The sequence below is a fragment of the Flavobacterium collinsii genome, from assembly GCF_902804485.1.
In the GTDB taxonomy this organism is placed as follows: Bacteria; Bacteroidota; Bacteroidia; order Flavobacteriales; family Flavobacteriaceae; genus Flavobacterium; species Flavobacterium collinsii.
In genome coordinates this window covers 48,049-65,569 of the sequence record NZ_CADCST010000077.1, presented here as the reverse complement: position 1 = coordinate 65,569, position 17,521 = coordinate 48,049, and the positions used below count along the sequence as shown (strand labels likewise).

The 17,521-nt window shown below is 36.0% G+C and carries 12 protein-coding genes; 5 read left to right on the top strand and 7 right to left on the bottom strand.

The window, feature by feature from the left end; translation table 11 throughout:
- Nucleotides 1-9 precede the first annotated feature (9 nt).
- Together FLA105534_RS09075 and FLA105534_RS09070 are read left to right on the top strand one after the other, a co-directional pair.
- Complete coding sequence (locus tag FLA105534_RS09075; protein WP_173965794.1) at nt 10-447, top strand: DUF1896 domain-containing protein; 438 nt, start codon at nt 10-12, stop codon at nt 445-447.
- A complete protein-coding gene (locus FLA105534_RS09070; RefSeq protein ID WP_173965793.1) occupies nt 434-5,821 on the top strand; it encodes an N-6 DNA methylase in 5,388 nt (1,795 codons plus the stop codon). The genes FLA105534_RS09075 and FLA105534_RS09070 overlap by 14 nt, the downstream gene beginning before the upstream one ends.
- Nucleotides 5,822-5,882: 61 nt before the next feature.
- Here FLA105534_RS09070 and FLA105534_RS09065 read toward each other — a convergent pair whose 3' ends face one another.
- The 6 genes from FLA105534_RS09065 to mobA form a co-directional block, all read right to left on the bottom strand.
- The gene (locus tag FLA105534_RS09065; RefSeq protein WP_173965791.1) at nt 5,883-7,562 is read right to left on the bottom strand and encodes an ATP-binding protein; all 1,680 of its coding nucleotides are present in this window, start codon (nt 7,560-7,562) and stop codon (nt 5,883-5,885) included.
- Nucleotides 7,563-7,564: 2 nt separating this feature from the next.
- Nucleotides 7,565-8,776 (bottom strand): DUF4297 family anti-phage-associated protein, encoded by a 1,212-nt coding sequence (locus FLA105534_RS09060; protein ID WP_173965790.1) that lies wholly within the window; start codon nt 8,774-8,776, stop codon nt 7,565-7,567.
- A 635-nt stretch (nt 8,777-9,411) separates the two neighbouring features.
- Nucleotides 9,412-11,430 (bottom strand): conjugal transfer protein MobC, encoded by a 2,019-nt coding sequence (mobC, locus tag FLA105534_RS09055; RefSeq protein ID WP_173965789.1) that lies wholly within the window; start codon nt 11,428-11,430, stop codon nt 9,412-9,414.
- A 113-nt stretch (nt 11,431-11,543) separates the two neighbouring features.
- Entirely contained in the window at nt 11,544-12,101 is a 558-nt protein-coding gene (locus FLA105534_RS09050; protein WP_173965787.1) for a hypothetical protein, read from the bottom strand.
- Nucleotides 12,102-12,222: 121 nt separating this feature from the next.
- Nucleotides 12,223-13,509, bottom strand: coding sequence for a conjugal transfer protein MobB (gene mobB / locus FLA105534_RS09045; RefSeq protein WP_173965786.1), 1,287 nt, complete (start codon nt 13,507-13,509; stop codon nt 12,223-12,225).
- Nucleotides 13,510-13,516: 7 nt separating this feature from the next.
- Nucleotides 13,517-13,948, bottom strand: a complete 432-nt coding sequence (gene mobA, locus FLA105534_RS09040) for a conjugal transfer protein MobA (protein WP_173965903.1) — start codon at nt 13,946-13,948, stop codon at nt 13,517-13,519.
- A 674-nt stretch (nt 13,949-14,622) separates the two neighbouring features.
- Between mobA and FLA105534_RS09035 the strand changes: the two genes are divergently transcribed.
- Genes FLA105534_RS09035 through FLA105534_RS09025 form a run of 3 tightly spaced genes read left to right on the top strand, consistent with a single transcriptional unit; the run spans nt 14,623 to nt 16,443 of the window.
- Nucleotides 14,623-15,390 carry a ParA family protein gene (locus tag FLA105534_RS09035; protein ID WP_173965784.1) on the top strand — a complete coding sequence of 256 codons (768 nt, stop codon included), beginning with the start codon at nt 14,623-14,625 and terminating at the stop codon, nt 15,388-15,390.
- A 10-nt stretch (nt 15,391-15,400) separates the two neighbouring features.
- Nucleotides 15,401-15,805 (top strand): DUF3408 domain-containing protein, encoded by a 405-nt coding sequence (locus tag FLA105534_RS09030; protein ID WP_173965782.1) that lies wholly within the window; start codon nt 15,401-15,403, stop codon nt 15,803-15,805.
- A 2-nt stretch (nt 15,806-15,807) separates the two neighbouring features.
- The gene (locus FLA105534_RS09025) at nt 15,808-16,443 is read left to right on the top strand and encodes a conjugal transfer protein TraD (RefSeq protein WP_173965781.1); all 636 of its coding nucleotides are present in this window, start codon (nt 15,808-15,810) and stop codon (nt 16,441-16,443) included.
- A gap of 1 nt (nt 16,444) precedes the next feature.
- On the opposite strand, the gene FLA105534_RS09020 is transcribed toward FLA105534_RS09025, so the two are convergent.
- Entirely contained in the window at nt 16,445-17,521 is a 1,077-nt protein-coding gene (locus FLA105534_RS09020; RefSeq protein WP_173965779.1) for an AlbA family DNA-binding domain-containing protein, read from the bottom strand.

Sequence of the window (17,521 nt, the reverse complement as noted above, 5' to 3'; positions counted from 1 at the left end):
AAATATAGTATGAATCCACGACAAAAAGACCTTTCGTATTTCAGATTGAAACTACAAGAACTATTGAACACCAGCTTTCCTGAAAAAGCACATGATGTGAAATTCATTGACCAGCGTTCAGGCTGGGCAGCCAATGCCTATGAAAGTGCTTTTAAAGCAGGAAATTCCATTATCCAATGTGAAAAGATTGCGGAACACATTCTTTTCGAAGGATTACACTTCTCCAGGTTTGACACCATTTTTCAAGTAGTCTGCAATGAGTTTGATACTAGAATGGCAGACGAAGAACTAAGACCCTTCACTCTGAGGATGATAACTGTTTGCGAAGCTGTTTTTGCCAACTATAAATTGACAGATGACTTTGCATATTCTATGGACTTTGATCTGCTCTACACAGAACTGACAGGAACCATAGCCATTTGGATAGAAGAAAATGGGCTTCAATAAACGGCAGCATCTCCAAAAAAATATTGATGCCCTGCGAGTTGCTTTTAGACTTGAACAGGAGAACCGAAAAGCCTCCACAGATGAAAGACTGCTAATGATGCAATACAGCGGATTTGGCGGTCTTAAATTTATATTGAATCCGGCACAAAACCAAATTGACATCAATCATTGGAAAAAAACCGAACACGAACTCTTTCCACTCACGCAAGAACTTCATTATCTTTTAAAAGAGAACGATGTTGATGAAAAACAATACCACAGGTATGTGGACAGTATGCGAAGTTCCGTACTGACGGCATTTTATACCCCGCCATTAGTCATTGATGCCATTTTCAATTCCTTACATGAAAATGGTGTAAACATCCGGAACTTTCTGGAACCCTCCGCCGGCATTGGCTCATTTATCCAATCCTTAACAGCTAAAGAACAAGTACAGGTAACTGCTTATGAAAAGGATGTGCTTACGGGCAAGATCTTAAAGCAGCTCTATCCTGACGATACCATTCGAATAAACGGTTTTGAAGAAATATCTCAAAGAGAAAAACAAAGCTATGATATATTAGCCAGTAATATTCCTTTCGGTGATACTTCCGTATTTGACCTTTCATATTCCAGAGGTGGAGATCCGGCAAAGGTGCAGGCAGCGCGAAGTATACACAATTATTTTTTTCTGAAGGGAACCGATATGCTCCGTGATGGAGGCATACTCGCTTTTATCACTTCACAAGGCGTGCTGAACAGACCAAATAATGAAATCATTCGCAAGGCATTAATGCAGGACAACAACCTCATCTCTGCTGTCAGGCTGCCTAACAACCTGTTTACGGACTATGCAGGTACGGAAGTCGGAAGCGATCTTATAATTCTACAAAAAAATACAGCTAAGCAAAATTTGACACAAGCCGAAGAATTATTTTGTCAAAGTCAAATAACCCAATACAATATTCCAAATAATGCACTGTTTCAAGACAGCACAAGAATTGTACATACAAATAGCAAGTTAAGTACTGATCCTTATGGACAACCAGCAATTATCTATCAGCATAAAGATGGGGTGGAAGGCATTGCAAGAGATCTGAAAAACATGCTTTTGGAAGATTTCTCCAACCGGCTGGATATGGGATTGTATGATGGCGAACGCACTAATAATTCGGTCATACCAATTCCGGTAACACCAACATCTCTCACCAAAGAACCGGCAATCATTCAACAGGAAACAGAGGCATTCTTTACGCCAGTAACAAATATTAGTATTGCAGAAAAAGAAGAAAAACAATTGAGCATTTTTGACCTGTTTGAAGATATGGGAGTTGTTGCTGCTCCTGTTAAAACTAAAAAACAACAACCTAAAAGAAATAGAAGTAATCGGGCAAACCAACTCGACCTGTTTACTGGTGTGATGCAGCAAGCTTATACGTCTTCTGATTCTATCGTACCCAAAAAAGGAGATAAATCAAGCAACAAGCAGGAAGTCATTGGGGATCTGTTTTCCAGTGTAAATGGAAATGTTCAGGCTGAAACGGCAGCTGTCATCAATACTATTCCTGAACCGGCATTTTATACTCAAGAAATTCAATCTTTTCATCGCAGTGATTGCCTTGTGATGGATAAAGGCTGGGTGGGTTATCTCAAAGATTTAGATAGTAATATGGAGCAGGTAATGTTCCATCCGTTGCAATTGCCATCAGTACAGAAAGCAAGAGCCGAAGCCTACATTTCGGTGCGGGATTGCTACTTAGACCTTTATCATAAAGAAGCACAACTGCAAACTGATCATAGAGAAGAAAGAGAAAACCTCAACAAATTATACGATACGTTTGTAAAAAAGTACGGTAATCTGAATAATGCGGAAAACATAAAGCTTATTAAAACCGACAGTTCCGGTAAAGAAATCCCTTTTCTGGAGCGTGTTGTTGGAGGTGTGGTTCACAAGGCTGATATATTCCAACATCCCGTTAGTTTTTCCATAACCAAATTGGCAACGGACAATCCTGATGAAGCACTGGCTTCATCATTGAACAAATACGGCAATGTGGATCTGGATTATATGTCGGGCATTAGTGGTATGAATATCGATGATTTAAAAGAAGCTTTGCATGGACAAATTTTCTACAATCCATTCCAAAAGCAATACGAAATATCCCAGCAGTGGATAGCAGGAAACGTGGTAGAAAAAGCAAAGGAAATGAATGCCTACCTTGAAGGTAATCCCGATGATACTCAGGCAAAGGAAAGTCTTACCGCTTTAGAAGAAGCCAGGCCAAGACGCATAGCATTTGAAGAACTTGATTTTAATCTGGGTGAGCGTTGGATACCTTCAGGTATATATGTCCGTTTCGCGTCGCATCTTTTTGATACAGATGTGCGAATTCAATATTCGGAAAGTAGCGACGATTTTAACATAAAATGCGATCAGAAGAATGTGCATATATGGGATAAATATGCGGTAAAATCACAGAGCCGTACCTATGATGGTATTGCACTACTAAAACATGCCTTAGTAAATACAACACCGGATATAACAAAGAGTATTACAATTGATGATAAGGAAGTCAAAGTAAGGGATATGGAAGCCATACAAATGGCCAATACCAAGATTGATGAAATCCGTACCGCTTTTACAGAGTGGCTTCACGCCCAAAACGATGAGTTCAAAGATAGGCTGACCACTCAGTACAACGATACCTTTAATTGCTTTTTGCGCCCGCAGTACAACGGAAGCCATCAGGAATTTCCGGGACTTGATAGAAAAGCACTTGGAATTGAAGATCTGTATTCAAGTCAAAAAGATGCAGTCTGGATGATAAAACTAAGTGGAGGAGCAATCTGCGATCATGAGGTAGGTGCAGGGAAAACCCTCATTATGTGCATAGCTGCCCAGGAAATGAAACGTTTGGGAATGGTGCACAAACCTATGATAATGGGATTAAAAGCAAACGTTCATGAGATTGCCGAAACCTATCGTAAGGCTTACCCTCATGCTAAAATTCTGTATCCAGGAAAAGAAGACTTTACCCCGGCGAAAAGACAAAGGATTTTTGGTGACATCAAGAACAATGACTGGGATTGTGTAATACTAACTCATGACCAGTTTGGTATGATACCACAATCCCCTGAAATGCAAAAGGAAATTCTACAAAGGGAACTGGACAGTGTTCAGGATAATCTTGCCGCTCTGGAAGCACAGGGTAAAGAAATTTCAAGGGGAATGCTTAAAGGAGTTATCGTCCGGAAACAAAATCTTGAAGTTAAACTTAAAACATTGGAACACGACATCGAAAACCGAAAAGACGATATGGTCGATTTCAAAATGATGGGTATTGACCATTTACTGGTAGATGAAAGCCATCGTTTTAAAAACCTGATGTTCAATACCCGTCATGACAGGGTTGCCGGGCTGGGAAATATGCAGGGAAGCCAAAAGGCTATGAACCTGCTTTTTGCCATTCGTACAATTCAGGAGCGTACCGCAAAGGATTTGGGCGCAACCTTTCTTTCAGGGACAACTATCAGTAACTCGCTGACGGAACTGTATCTTTTATTCAAATACCTTCGTCCGCAAGCTCTGGAAAAACAGGAAATCAATTGTTTTGATGCTTGGGCAGCGATCTATGCAAGGAAAACCACCGATTATGAATTTTCAGTAGCCAATAATATCGTACAGAAAGAACGTTTCCGTTACTTTATCAAAGTACCGGAACTGGCACAATTCTACTCAGAAATTACGGATTACAGAACTGCTAAAGATATAGGTATCGACCGCCCCGAAAAAAACGAATTGCTTTATAACATTCCGCCAACACCACAGCAAGAGGTTTTTATTAAAAACCTTATGGAGTTTGCCAAATCAGGAAACGGAATATTGTTGGGAAGAGCTCCGCTTTCTCCAAATGAAGAGAAAGCCAAGATGTTGATTGCAACGGATTATGCCCGTAAAATGTCATTGGATATGCGGATGATCAGTAGTAAATATGAAGATCATCCCGATAACAAAGCTTCACATTGCGCGGCAAAATTGGCTGAATATTACAAACGTTTCAACCAGCAGAAAGGAACACAGTTCGTTTTTTCTGATTTAGGGACTTATAAACCGGGAGAATGGAATGTGTATTCAGAAATAAAACGCAAGCTCGTGGAAGACCATGGCATTCAGGCAAATGAAATCCGTTTTATTCAGGAAGCCAAAAATGATAAGCAGCGTAAGGAGCTGATCGATGGTATGAATGAAGGAAAAATTCGAATACTATTTGGTTCGACTGATATGCTTGGAACCGGTGTAAATGCACAGAAAAGAGCTGTTGCTGTTCATCATTTAGACACACCTTGGCGGCCAAGTGATCTTGCACAACGTGACGGGAGGGCTGTTCGTAAAGGTAACGAAATTGCCAAATTCTTTGCTGATAATAAGGTCGATGTGATTATCTATGCTGTAGAAAAATCACTGGACAGTTATAAATTCAACCTGTTGTACAATAAACAGCTTTTCATAGACCAATTGAAAAACAACAGTCTCGGTAAGCGTACCATAGATGAAGGCAGTATGGATGAAAAATCGGGTATGAATTTCTCTGAATATGTAGCCATACTATCTGGAAATACAGACCTGTTGGACAAAGCAAAACTTGAGAAACAAGTTGCCGGGCTAGAAAGCGAAAAGCAATCGTTCAACCGTTCCAAATTCAGTTCCAAATACAAGCTTGAAGATATAACTGCTACACTGGAATCAACTCAATTACGTCTGGAACGGATGAACCTAGATTGGGAAAACCTGCAGCAGCGTTTACAAAAGCATTCAGACGGTACCATTGCCAACCCTGTAAAAATGGATGGTTTACCATCGAATACCGATATGAAACAGATCGGAACTAAACTCAACGAGATTGCGGAAAAAGCGCGTACGGGAGGTCAATATGAAGATATTGGCAGTCTATACGGTTTTACATTATTGGTCAAAACTGAAATGTCGGAAAAAGAGGGTGTGGATATAAAAGTCAATCGTTTTTTGGTTCAGGGAGAAGGCAATATTAAGTATACTTACAATAATGGTATCATAGCTAAAGATCCGCAAACAGCAGCTTTGAATTTCCTCAGTGCACTAGAAAAACTACCAGGCTATATTGAGCAGGAACAAAAGAAAATTAGTGAACTGCAAAAAGATCTGCCTATACTTCAGGAAGTGGTCACCAGTATATGGTCGAAGGAAAGCAGGTTAAGTGAACTCAAAACGGAATTGGCTGCGGTTGAGAGGAAAATACAATTATCAATTACTCCTGATAATAAAGAGCAGATAGTTGAAGAGGAGAATGAAAAAATTAATAGTAAAGGAGTTCAGATGAGGGAAAGACCTACCATACATTTAAAGTCAAATTTATAACTTACAATTCACATCAAGTGAATTGTAAGTTAACTACTGTTATGTCTTGATGCCTATCTGTCTAAGAATACCATTCATTTTTTATTTCTTCAATACTCATGTTTTTCCATTCTTCTTTCCAAAGTTCCCAATATGGTATATCATTAGATGATGGTTCGTTCGCACATCTGTCAATTTGAACAATAGAGGGTAAAATAATTGATTCACCAACAAGCAACGCTTCACCCTGTTTTAACGATGGCATTGTGTCAATTAGAGATCCTAATGAGTCTGGAAGAAGTTTTTTTACATAACTTTGGTCAACAGGATTTGTCAAACGCATAGCTATGAAATTGTTGCATTGGGAAAAAATTGTTTCTGAAATTTCAGATGGTCTTTGACTTGCAAGAAGTAAAGTTATACCATATTTTCTACCTTCTTTTGCAATTCTTTCAATTGATTTTTTAGATGACCGATACTTTACTAAGTCACTATTTGGAACATACTTATGGGCTTCTTCATAAACAAGTAAAATTGGAATGTCATTATTTATTTTTTCATTTGGGTCTTTGGTATTTCTTAGTCTTTTGTAAAAATAGCCATACTCAAAAACCATTCGTGAAATCAATGAGACAGTGATACTAAGGACTTCAAAGGGAACGCCGCTCAAGTCAATAACCGTCACATTGGATTGTTTATCAGATTGATAACCTATTAATTGGTTTAATGTTTCTTCAAAAGTTATGTCTTTAGATTTTTGTGAAAGTAAAAAGTCAAGTCGATTGTCATTTATTTTATTTTCTAATCTATTTACAAAGTTGGTAAGTTTTCCGTTTAAACTTCCATTCGTAAGCTTTGGCTGACCAGCTTTTTCTTTATTGCTGGCTGCATAAACTTCACCTGAATCAACTAACTCACTGTTCTTTGCTATTGCGAATTCTAAAACATAATCAATATCAAAATATAATGGAGAATCGTAATGGATTTTCTTTTTGTTTGGTTCTGTTCCTTTGAAGTGTTTTTTTCTATCTGAAACAATAGCTTCTTTAAATATAAATTTTTGGTTATGATCATTTGCTTCTGTGTCTAAAAAGAACTCTTCAAGTTCTTCGCTATTTAAAAGCCAATACGGCAATACAAGATTTTTTATGTCGATAAAATTAGCTGCGGGAAATGCCGACTTATATTCAGAATGAATATCAAATATGATAACGTGAGAATTGTTAATTGAAAAGTCTCCATTTTTTTCTGAAACAGCTTTTTGTATAATTGTAGATAACGTATGCGATTTCCCGGAACCGGTTGAGCCAACTATTGCAACATGCTTATTAAAGAATTTATTTCCATTTACAGGTATACGAATTTTGGAATTTGACGATAGCGAAGCAAAAGTAAATTTTTCTTTTGCTTCGATAGATTGCTCGTATATTTTTTTTATTTCATCTTCCGTTGCTGGTTCAACTTTCTTTGGTGGAATTGCTAATGAATCACCACCTCTAATAAATTTTCCATCCTTAATCATTCCTAATGGAAATGCTTCTATTGCATAATCCCGTTTACCTTTTTCATTTACAATAATAGAAAAGTTTTCAATTATTGCCATCAAAATAGCGTTTTCATTGTCCGAAATTTTAAGGTAGGAACCAACCTGAAGAGTTTCTCCCGCTAATCGGAAATCTTCAAGATTATCAACAACAACTTTTATTTTATCAGGATAAACTGCAACTACCTCTGCATTTATTTTTTCAACTTCTTCTGCCATCTTTATATAATTTTTTTAATGTCCGTTAATTGTGAAAATTGAATTTCTACTTGTTTAACATTTGGGTATATGTTACTAAAAAAAGGTCTGCTATTATAAAATTGATAAATCTCTTTCGTTTTACTTATTTCATTAACTGTTAAATCAATATGCTCAAGTTTGTTAAGAATTTTAAGCTTAATAGAATTGACGCTATTAGCTACCTTAGATATTGATTTTGGATTAAATTCTGAACCGTCAAAATCAAATCCATCGATAAATAAAAAACCTTCTGAAAAAAGTTCTTTTTTTAGTTCCAGTAATTCTTGTGGAGGTATATTATGCAAGTAAATATAAGGACAGAATGGATTTGGCTCTCGGGCAGAAAGTTTGGACCACTTTCTTGAAATGGATAAGATTAAATCTTTTAGTTCTGATCTTAAATATTTTGCAATAGGGACCTCTATTATGAAAAGACGTTCGTAGGAGGAGGTATTTAAACCTGTGAAATAGTGAGACCTTAATTCTGCAAATAATTTTGATTCTCCCTTGTAGGCAATGAACCATTGATTAAACAATACTCTTTTGAAATTAATTTTAGTCAGAAACTCAGATTTACTAATTTTTCTATTTCCAATGTTTCCTTCGACAGCTATGTCTTTTATCACTTTGAGAGCAGTGTTATAAAAAAAATGTTCAGCTTCAAAAGCCTGACAACTAAACTGTGTCATTAACATGGCCGAAATTTTGGAAACTTGGGATTGGTATTCTAAAGCTAAAATATCAATATTAAGGAGAGAAAGAAAATCTTTTAATTGTGAATCAGTGAGACCAAGCTTTGTATGATGATAGTATTTTACTTTTTTTTCTGAGTACGTTAGGAAATTTTCTTTGAGAAAAGTTACGTCTATAGGCAAAATTAATTTTGTCTGTCCTGATTGAAAATATCCATAGAGTTTGTAGTTTATTCTTTTTTTAGTTCCGTTTAGTACTTCTTTGAAGTGGTCAAGCATTAAGCGGATAGGTTTTGCAATAACGGAATGATTGTATTCTGTCTTGGCATAATATTTACACTGAATAGCTATTTCTTCTGTTGCGGAATTTATTTCGACGTCTTCAATTCCTTCAACAATAATCGCATCAGTATCTTTATCTAATTCTAATAATTTTACAATAGTAAAATCAAATTGGTAAAAGTAGCCTTTTATTGTATCAATAGCGGTCCTATCTGTCATCCTTATTGGTTTGTTGTGGTTAATGATTTCTCGTCATAGATGAGACATAACTTGTGTATATTATTCATAATGTTGTCTTCTTCTGTTTTGTCTTCAAATAATTGATTCTGTATCATCTTTTGAAGAGTTTCGGTTTCTGCTATAATTTTTTCATTATCCACAACAATTTCGGTATGGAAACACTTTTGCAGTTGATTTTTTTGGATGTTTCTTCAAATTGTATTTTATTAAAAAGATTATGGTTAGTAATTACGATACAATCAATTTCCAATTTTTGAACATATTCTTTAAGTAAATTTAAGCTAAAAAAACGGGTAATAGCTTATCGAAGCTATTGTGTGAATGTGTAAATCAATTTTTTTCATTGTCTCCTTTCTTATTGATTGTGAAGATAATATTTAATAAAAAGTAAATTTTACGGTTTTCCGTAATTGTTTTTATTAGTTAAATTTTTGTCATTCGAAAACTTGCGTCTATTGTTTACAAAATGTTTCCAATAGAACTAATTTGGGTTGAATTTGTTCTGTAAGTATGTAGTTCGATTTAATGTTAGACAGGTTTTTTTATAAATCATCTAAAAAGTTTTTATTAGGAAAAGATTACTTCGCGGGATTGCAAACGGCGGATGTTTTACTTTATGTATCCTTTTTACGATTATCCTTTGGTACCAAATGCTGTAAGTCAGGATCATTTTTGATGCGTTCCAGTTCGGTGTCGATAATATGAACTATATCCAGTTTTATCTGACGGTAATTGGCTTCTATATCGTGTTTCATATTGTCTTTTCCATTATTATCTATGAATGACAGAATATCCGGTATCTTTTGATGGTATTTGCTTTCGGCGGCAACTTTTTCATTATCAACAACAATTTCAGCGTGGAAAATCTTCTGTTCAATACGTTCATCGAAATTGTCTGATACTGCACCTACAAACAAACCTTGTGTCAAAGTTGAAATTTTAGATGCGGGAATGAGACTGTCCAATTGTGTAGAAATTGAAGTAGATGTATCATTACGGTTGATGCTCATACTTTGCCTTTTTTGTAACACCTTTCCAAAGCGCTCCGAAAGGCTTTTGGCAGTTTCACCAACAACCTGACCACTAAAAATATTGCCAACGGTGTTCTGAATTACCTTGCTCTCCTTGTCCCCATAATCCCTTGTTAACTGTGAATAGTCCTGAAACCCCAAACATACTGCCACTTTATTACTCCTTGCAGTTGCTATCAGGTTATCCAAGCCTCTAAAGTATATGGTAGGTAATTCGTCTATAATGACTGAACTTTTTAATTGCCCTTTTTTATTGATGAGTTTTACAATACGTGAATTGTATAAACCTAATGCAGCAGAATAGATATTTTGGCGATCAGGATTATTTCCTACGCATAGAATCTTTGGTTCTTTGGGATTATTGATATCCAATGAAAAATCATCACCAGTCATCACCCAATAAAGACTTGGGGAGATCATACGGGACAATGGTATTTTGGCTGATGCAATCTGACCTTGCAGTTGGTCTTGTGCGCCTCCCTGCCAGGCATCCATAAAAGGCGATAAATAATTTTCCAGTTCGGGATAGGAGGTAAGAATAGTAAATACATCCGAATACTTTTTATTTAATAACTCAATAGCATGTGGAAAAGTACAATGCTTACCATTATCATATATTTTAAGAAACCATATAATTGCCGCTAAAAGAATTATGGGGCTTTCCACAAAAAAGTCTCCCTGCTTCTGGATCCAGCTTCTGTTTAAGTTCAGCATAATAGTATAAGCCGCTTCGTAAGCGTCAGAAATATCGGTCATGAAATCAGGATTGAGAGGATTGCAGCGATGGCTTTTTCTGGGGTCGTCAAAATTGATGACATAAAATTTTGGCTTTACACTATATTTGTCAGCATGCTTTATTAAATGATTGTAGGCAATCGTGGAAAGGTCATCAAATTTAAAATCATATATATACATCGAAAACCCCTTTTCTATGTGTTGCCTGATATAATTGTTTATAATAGCATAACTCTTACCTGATCCAGGAGTACCAAGCACAATGGTAGCCCTAAAGGGATTGACTATATTAATCCAGCCATTGTTCCATTTTCCTTTGTAATAAAATTTTGTTGGCAGATTAACCGAGTATTCATTTTGCATGAGCCGTGTTTCCTGCTGGAAGCTTTCGTTTTCCATATTGAAAACATCATCCATTAAGTTGTTTCGCAGTAAGCGGCTAATCCATAAACCTGCCATCATCAGGGTTATATATCCCAGACCCAATGTAAAAGCATAAAAGAATGCAGCGGTTTTTAAAGGAAGACTTAAAAGAGGTGTATTGAAAAAGAAGAGTATAAAACCAAGACCAAGAGCGGTATAGATTCGTGGCCAGGTAATTTTCTCATTTTTGACACCTTTGGTTCCCAGACAGCTCAAAGCTAATAACACAACTGCAAAAACTTTCGTGTACAGGGTATGTGAGAACAAACCTGCAGTTCGTTGAAAATTGCCTAAAATTTTATTGATAACCTTCAATGTCCAACCATGTTCCAAAAAGAAACCATAGCAGTACCAATAAAGGTGCATTAGCACTAAGAGAATGCTTACCGCTCTCATAAATGCCATAATCTTAGCAAGTCCTCTTAAATCGTCTTCACCCTGCATTTTAAATTCTTAAATGTTTGGGTGTTAATCTAAAGACTATAAGGAATAGCTATAAGAATGTGGCAGTCTTTGGCAGTAGGTGGTAGTGGTTGACTATAAACTCAAAGTTTTTCTCATAGGGATATTCTAAATCCTAAAGCATAACTCCAATATAAAATACCAGGAGCTGTTGGCGTTTTGAATTGATAAATATTATAGATGTAAAAGAAAGAAATTACAAATGCTCCCCAACTAAGTCCCAGACATAATATATCCTTCTGTTCCGTTGATTTAAACATACTGGCAACCATCGCTTTTACTACAAATGCTGGGAAAACGCAGCACAATACTATACAGATTACCCATGGCAATATCCATAACTTTCTGTTCTTTGAATGCAATCCGATGATAAACCCTTTTAGGAAATAGATGATACAGAATATCAAATAAGTAAACAATACGGTGAAACTCCAAATTTTGAATTTATTAATATCTTCTCCCAATATATTTTGGGTCAGGGAATATCCGGCATAAATGAACATACCAAAAGCAACAGCCATTTTTAAGATGAAAACGAAAAGCCCAACAAGCATAAATAGGAGCCCAGTGGATGATTGTACCTCCTCGTTTGTTCGATCTGTATATTCTTCTTCGCTTTTTCCAGGATAAGCATCAGGATTATTCCAATTCATACTATATCTATTTTTGGATTAATAACTTATACATTAATGAAATAGTCATAAAAGTATGATTTTCAGGGATATAAAGTTAATAAAATATACCGTCAGTGAAAGTGTCTTACCTAAATTAACATTATTGACCCTTTTTACGTTTTCTTTTCTTCTTGATTTTGTTGGCAAAATCCTGTTGTTCGTAATCTTCATCCTGTGCTTCGGGTAATAAACCGCCTAATGCTTCAATTAAACCGTCTTCGTGTTTTTCTGTAGTATTTAAGAAGTCAAATAAGTGATGAGGTTCCTCTGCAGGAAAATCTGGTTCATGCGACCTTGAAAATTTTGATTGTAATCCAACCGACTCTTTAATGTAGGGTTTGATGTTATTGTTCCAATAATCATTAAATGTATTGGCAGAAAGATCCTTTCCTAATCGTGAACCGTTCCAAACCGTTTTAGAATTGTGGTCTATAAAAGTTATTCCGTAAATACGTCCTGTATCATTTCTACGTAACACTACATTAATGCCTAGTTCTGCTAACTGCTTTTTAAAACTCAATTCATCACTTGTTGATTTCAGTACAATGTCAATGGCTGACTTTAATGTATGTTTGGCGGGATGAGTTTTTAAAGTCTCTTTGCATTTTGTAAAATACAATTCTAAAGTTGGTAACCCCGCATTCTTTCCGAATAAGGAAGCTTTGAACGGATGACCGGCTCTTTCGCCTTTTTCATTTAAAGGAATGTACAATAAACCCTGCCGCAGCCGTCCCTGCAATTCGCCCTCTACTTTTTCGGCTGTAATATTGAAAAGGGAAAGTAAAGCATTGTATTCTCCCAGGGTTTGGTATTGATAATAATTCGGCAGATGTCGCACTACCGAAGCTATCTGACTTTTTATATCAGTTGCTCTGGAATCTACCGGACGGAAAATCTGGTCTTTTTGTTTGTGTTCTTTCTCCGTAGCCGATACCAGCTTGTATTTGTTCTCCAGCTCACGGCATACGCTCATAGACCGTCTTTTTTCAAACTTATCTGAAATTTTTTTACCTTCTTCATCCACGCAAACCGATACAATATGGATATGAGTACGGTCAATATCTGTGTGTTTGAATACAACAAAAGGCTGTTCTGCATAACCCATCTCGCGCATATATTCCTGGGCAATCTGTCTGAACTTTTCATCATTTACATTATCCTTTGGATCGGGATTGAGTGAAATATGTAAAGTTGGTTTTTCGGTATTACGGTTTGCCAGCAGATATGGTTCAAAAGATTGGACTAATTGTGCAACGGAATAATGTCCGCTAGGTGTTTCAATTATTCTATTTGCAAAAATAATTTGCCCATTTTCCTTCTCTATTTTAAGGTGGTTATATGACAAAGCTCCATATAAATTGCTGCCTCTTCCGATTTTTGCTATCATTTCTACATTAATTTTTCAAGTACTTTTCTTTAAATTCATTACTTAACTGGACAATTTTTTGGCATAATGCCGCCATTTCAGCTGTCTGTTTTTCCAGTTTATAGAGATAAGCAGCAGCTTTTTTCTCCGAAAAATTGCGATATAATAGCTTTACAATCTGGTTGTAATTCACCCCAATGGAGCGGAATTGGCTATGGTAGGAGGTGAGCCGCATATAAAAATCCAACGTAGCTTTATCAATTTTGACCGTTTTAATCTCTCTTTCAAACAGAACGGCAATGATAAATTTCGCTTTATTAGTCATTCCTGATGCTTCAAAAACCGATAATAGTTTAGCATTTTCTTGCTCTGTCAGGCGAAAAACGTGTCGATGGGTACTTGGGTTGTCTTTTGGTTTGCGACCGCCCTTATTCTGTTTTTTGTTACTATTCTCGTTCATCATACATCCATTTTAATTTTTTGCAAAAGGCCTGACTTCGGAAGGCGTTTCCAGCTCCCGGCAGGGCAAGTTGTTTTGAGGCACGAACTCCGTTTCGAGGGCCTCAAAACACAACTTGCCGTGTTCTGGTGAACACTAAAATCCACCCTTCGGGATGGATTAAATGTAGTAGGGAAATACAGCTTCAGGCTGTTTGCTTTTTTACCAGTTGTGTCATATTGCTTTTGCATAAGTCCGTTAATAAAAATCACTTTGCAAAGTAAAATCTTGTTTACGAAAGGATTGTACCAGATCAAAGTGCCAAACACTGCCTTTGAGTACCAATGTGTCCCACGCAGCAGTTAGCAGGAAAATCAATCGCTTTATTTGGCGTAAAGTTTTAGTGCAGGTAATACAACTTCTATTTAAACAAGGAAGAAAATAAGGTTTGTATACAAACAATTTGAAGTAAAAGCATAAGGTTTTAAAAGCATAAAAATGTAAAAGCATTTTGCTTTTTTTAAAGTTTACCCATTGCGAAAAAATATTTCATACAAAACTATAAGGAAAGCAAAAAACTGTATAACAAAATGCCCAAAAGAAAAAGCAGGAATATAAGTATGAGGTAATATTCAGATGCAGGAATATTTGAGCCTGCAAAACAAGTAAAGTGTTTAACAATAAATTTTCAAATAATGGAAACAATAAAGAAAACTTTAAAAATCAGTTTTTCAACACCTAAGGGAGGTGTTGGAAAATCTACTATGACCGCACTACTTTCGAGTGTGCTTCACTATCGTTTAGGTTTTAATGTACTTGTAGTGGATTGCGATTTTCCGCAACACAGTTTGGCTAATATGAGAGAAAGGGATCTGAAAACCATAATGCAGAATGATTACCATAAAAAGGCAGCAATGAAGTTGTATCAAAGCATCAATAAAAAGGCATATCCGATCATCAGCTGTAAGGCTGAGGAAGCGTTGGAAAAGACTTTGGAATATGTAAACAAGTCGGCAATAGAACCTGATGTAACTTTTTTTGACCTGCCAGGTACAGCCAATACAAAAGGTGTATTGACTACACTCAGAGCAATGGATTTTATTTTTTCTCCAATTACTGCTGATAGGTTGGTTATGGAGAGCACACTTAGTTTTACTAAAGCATTTCTTGGATTACCACAAACAGATGAAAGCAATAAAGATCAAAAAATGTTGCTGTTCTGGAATCAGGTGGACGGTAGGGAAAAAACAGGAGTATATGAAACTTACCAAAGTGTCATTAGCGAACTTAATTTATCTGTAATGAATTCACGAATTATGGACAGCAAGCGTTTTCGAAAAGAAACAGATGATACACCAAACAGCGTATTCCGTTCAAGTCTGTTACCCGCAGAACTTAATCTAATGAAAACTACCCGATTGGATGAATTTATTGAAGAGTTTTTAAAAATTGTCAATCTCTAAATTGTTAAAGATGCCTATAGATAATAAAAGAAAAGATTTTGATAAGCCTGATATTGATGAAGAATTAATTCTCAATATTATGAGTGGAAATAATTCTTCTGTTGTATCTGGGACCAATCCACAGCCTGAAACGCCAAAGGAATCCAAACAAAAGGAGAGAGCCCGCAGCGGTCAGTCAAAGAAATTAAATTACGAGGAGGTTTTTTTGGTTAACCGTTTTCCATCAGGGCGCAGCGGCAAAGTAGTTTATATACGTCCGGAATACCACGAAAGACTATTACGTATCGTCCAATTAACGAGCGAAGAGAAGACTACGCTCTATTCTTACATTGACAATATTCTTGAACACCATTTCAGCGAGTTCGGGGATGATATTATCCATTATTTCAACGAACGTTTTAAACCCATTTTATAGCTATGGAAATACTAATTATAATCTGCCTCTTCATTGTTATTGCCTTGTTATTAGAAGATAAAATTGTTTTCTATAAAAGGAATGAGCAAAAACCGGCACAAGAAAAACTAAATAAAAGCCTGCCTGATATCATGGGGCAATCTAAATCGGTAAAAAGTCTTTCAGCGTCAAAGACTTCAAATGAAAGCAAAATTCAGGAACCAGAAATAAATCCTAATAATTTAGACATAGAATACGACAAAAATGAAAATGTTGCTATTCAAATTCCACAGCAAGATCTTGACGATGTTTTCAGAAACATGCCTGATTTTGAAGAAGAGGAAGAAGAATGGAACAGATATGGAATATCCGGTGGGGATAACGGTTTTGCCCAAGGGGTTACCTTTGAAGAACTAAGCTCCGTGGGGATGATGCTGCAAAAAGAAAAGTTGGAGCCATCTCAAAGGGAAACTATGGCTGACATAGTTCAGAAAATACAAGGAACCGAATTATTCAGCCTGCTGGAGAATTCCATAGAAGGTTCCTCCCGTAAAATAGCTGAGCTGTTAGACGGGAGTCATTCTTATGCAAGTGAAGAAGGTTCTTCCACTTTACAGAAAAATGATTTGGAAGGTTTTGATATTGGGGAGTTTTTGTGAATTAGAGGGTAGCTAACTGATATTTTAAGATTGCGGCCTTATCTATTCTGTCAACAATATCAATTAAATAAGAGAAATGGTTCAACATATCCTCAACTGATAATTGGTGTTCTTCGTTTATATTATATTGCCTAGGATAAAATTGCAAAAACTTTTCATCTACTATGCCATTCCGATGAGCATATAGGTGTCGAATTTGAAGTATTTTTTCAATATTGTCTTGCTCAATAGAATCTAGCACATCTAATTCTTTTATTTGTGAATTATCAGCAATAAATCCCTTTACACTTCCTCTTTGTAATTTACTAAGTTTCTTTTTAGCCCAAAATAGTACAAATTCCTGCATATCTGCGCAATCTAGAACTTCTTTTATAGTAACCTGTTGACTGGATTTCAACGTTGCTGGGTTAGCTAAATATATTTCATATAAAAGGTCTGTAAGGTAAATCTCGAAATTATCTGCACATGATGAAAGCAAAATTCTCATTAGAATTTTACCTTCTTGATTAGTTGTTGGTACTGCTGCGGAAATTGGATATAATATATTACCGACATCATCAATTATATTTAAAACACCCGAATAATGATCTAAAAATTTTGATTTGCCGCCTGTGCTGGATGAGCGAAAAGAAATTAAATCATTAATTAATTTTGAAATTAATGGAAGCCTATTGATCTTGTTATGTTTTATCTCAGGATTATTAAGGATAATTCTGGTACCCTCCCGAATGTAGATTTTATTCTCAATTGCAACACTATCTAAAGATTTTTCGACTTCAATAATATATAGTCTTTTACCAAGATGAGAGATATATTCATACTTAATATTAGGCTTAGGAGTTAATAAATCAATAGCTTTATGAGTTACTCCATTAGCATGAAAGTCCTCACTTAATCCTGTTATTTTTATCTCTCCATTAACCTCATTTATGCCTAAGATTATTATTCCGCCTTTTGAATTTGCGAAAGCAGCTATCATTTGCGCAAGACTTCTTGCAGGAGGTAGAACAGCTTTGTATTCAAGGCTCTCATTTTCCGGTTGACCTATTATGCTGGATAAATCTGTACTGATATTCAT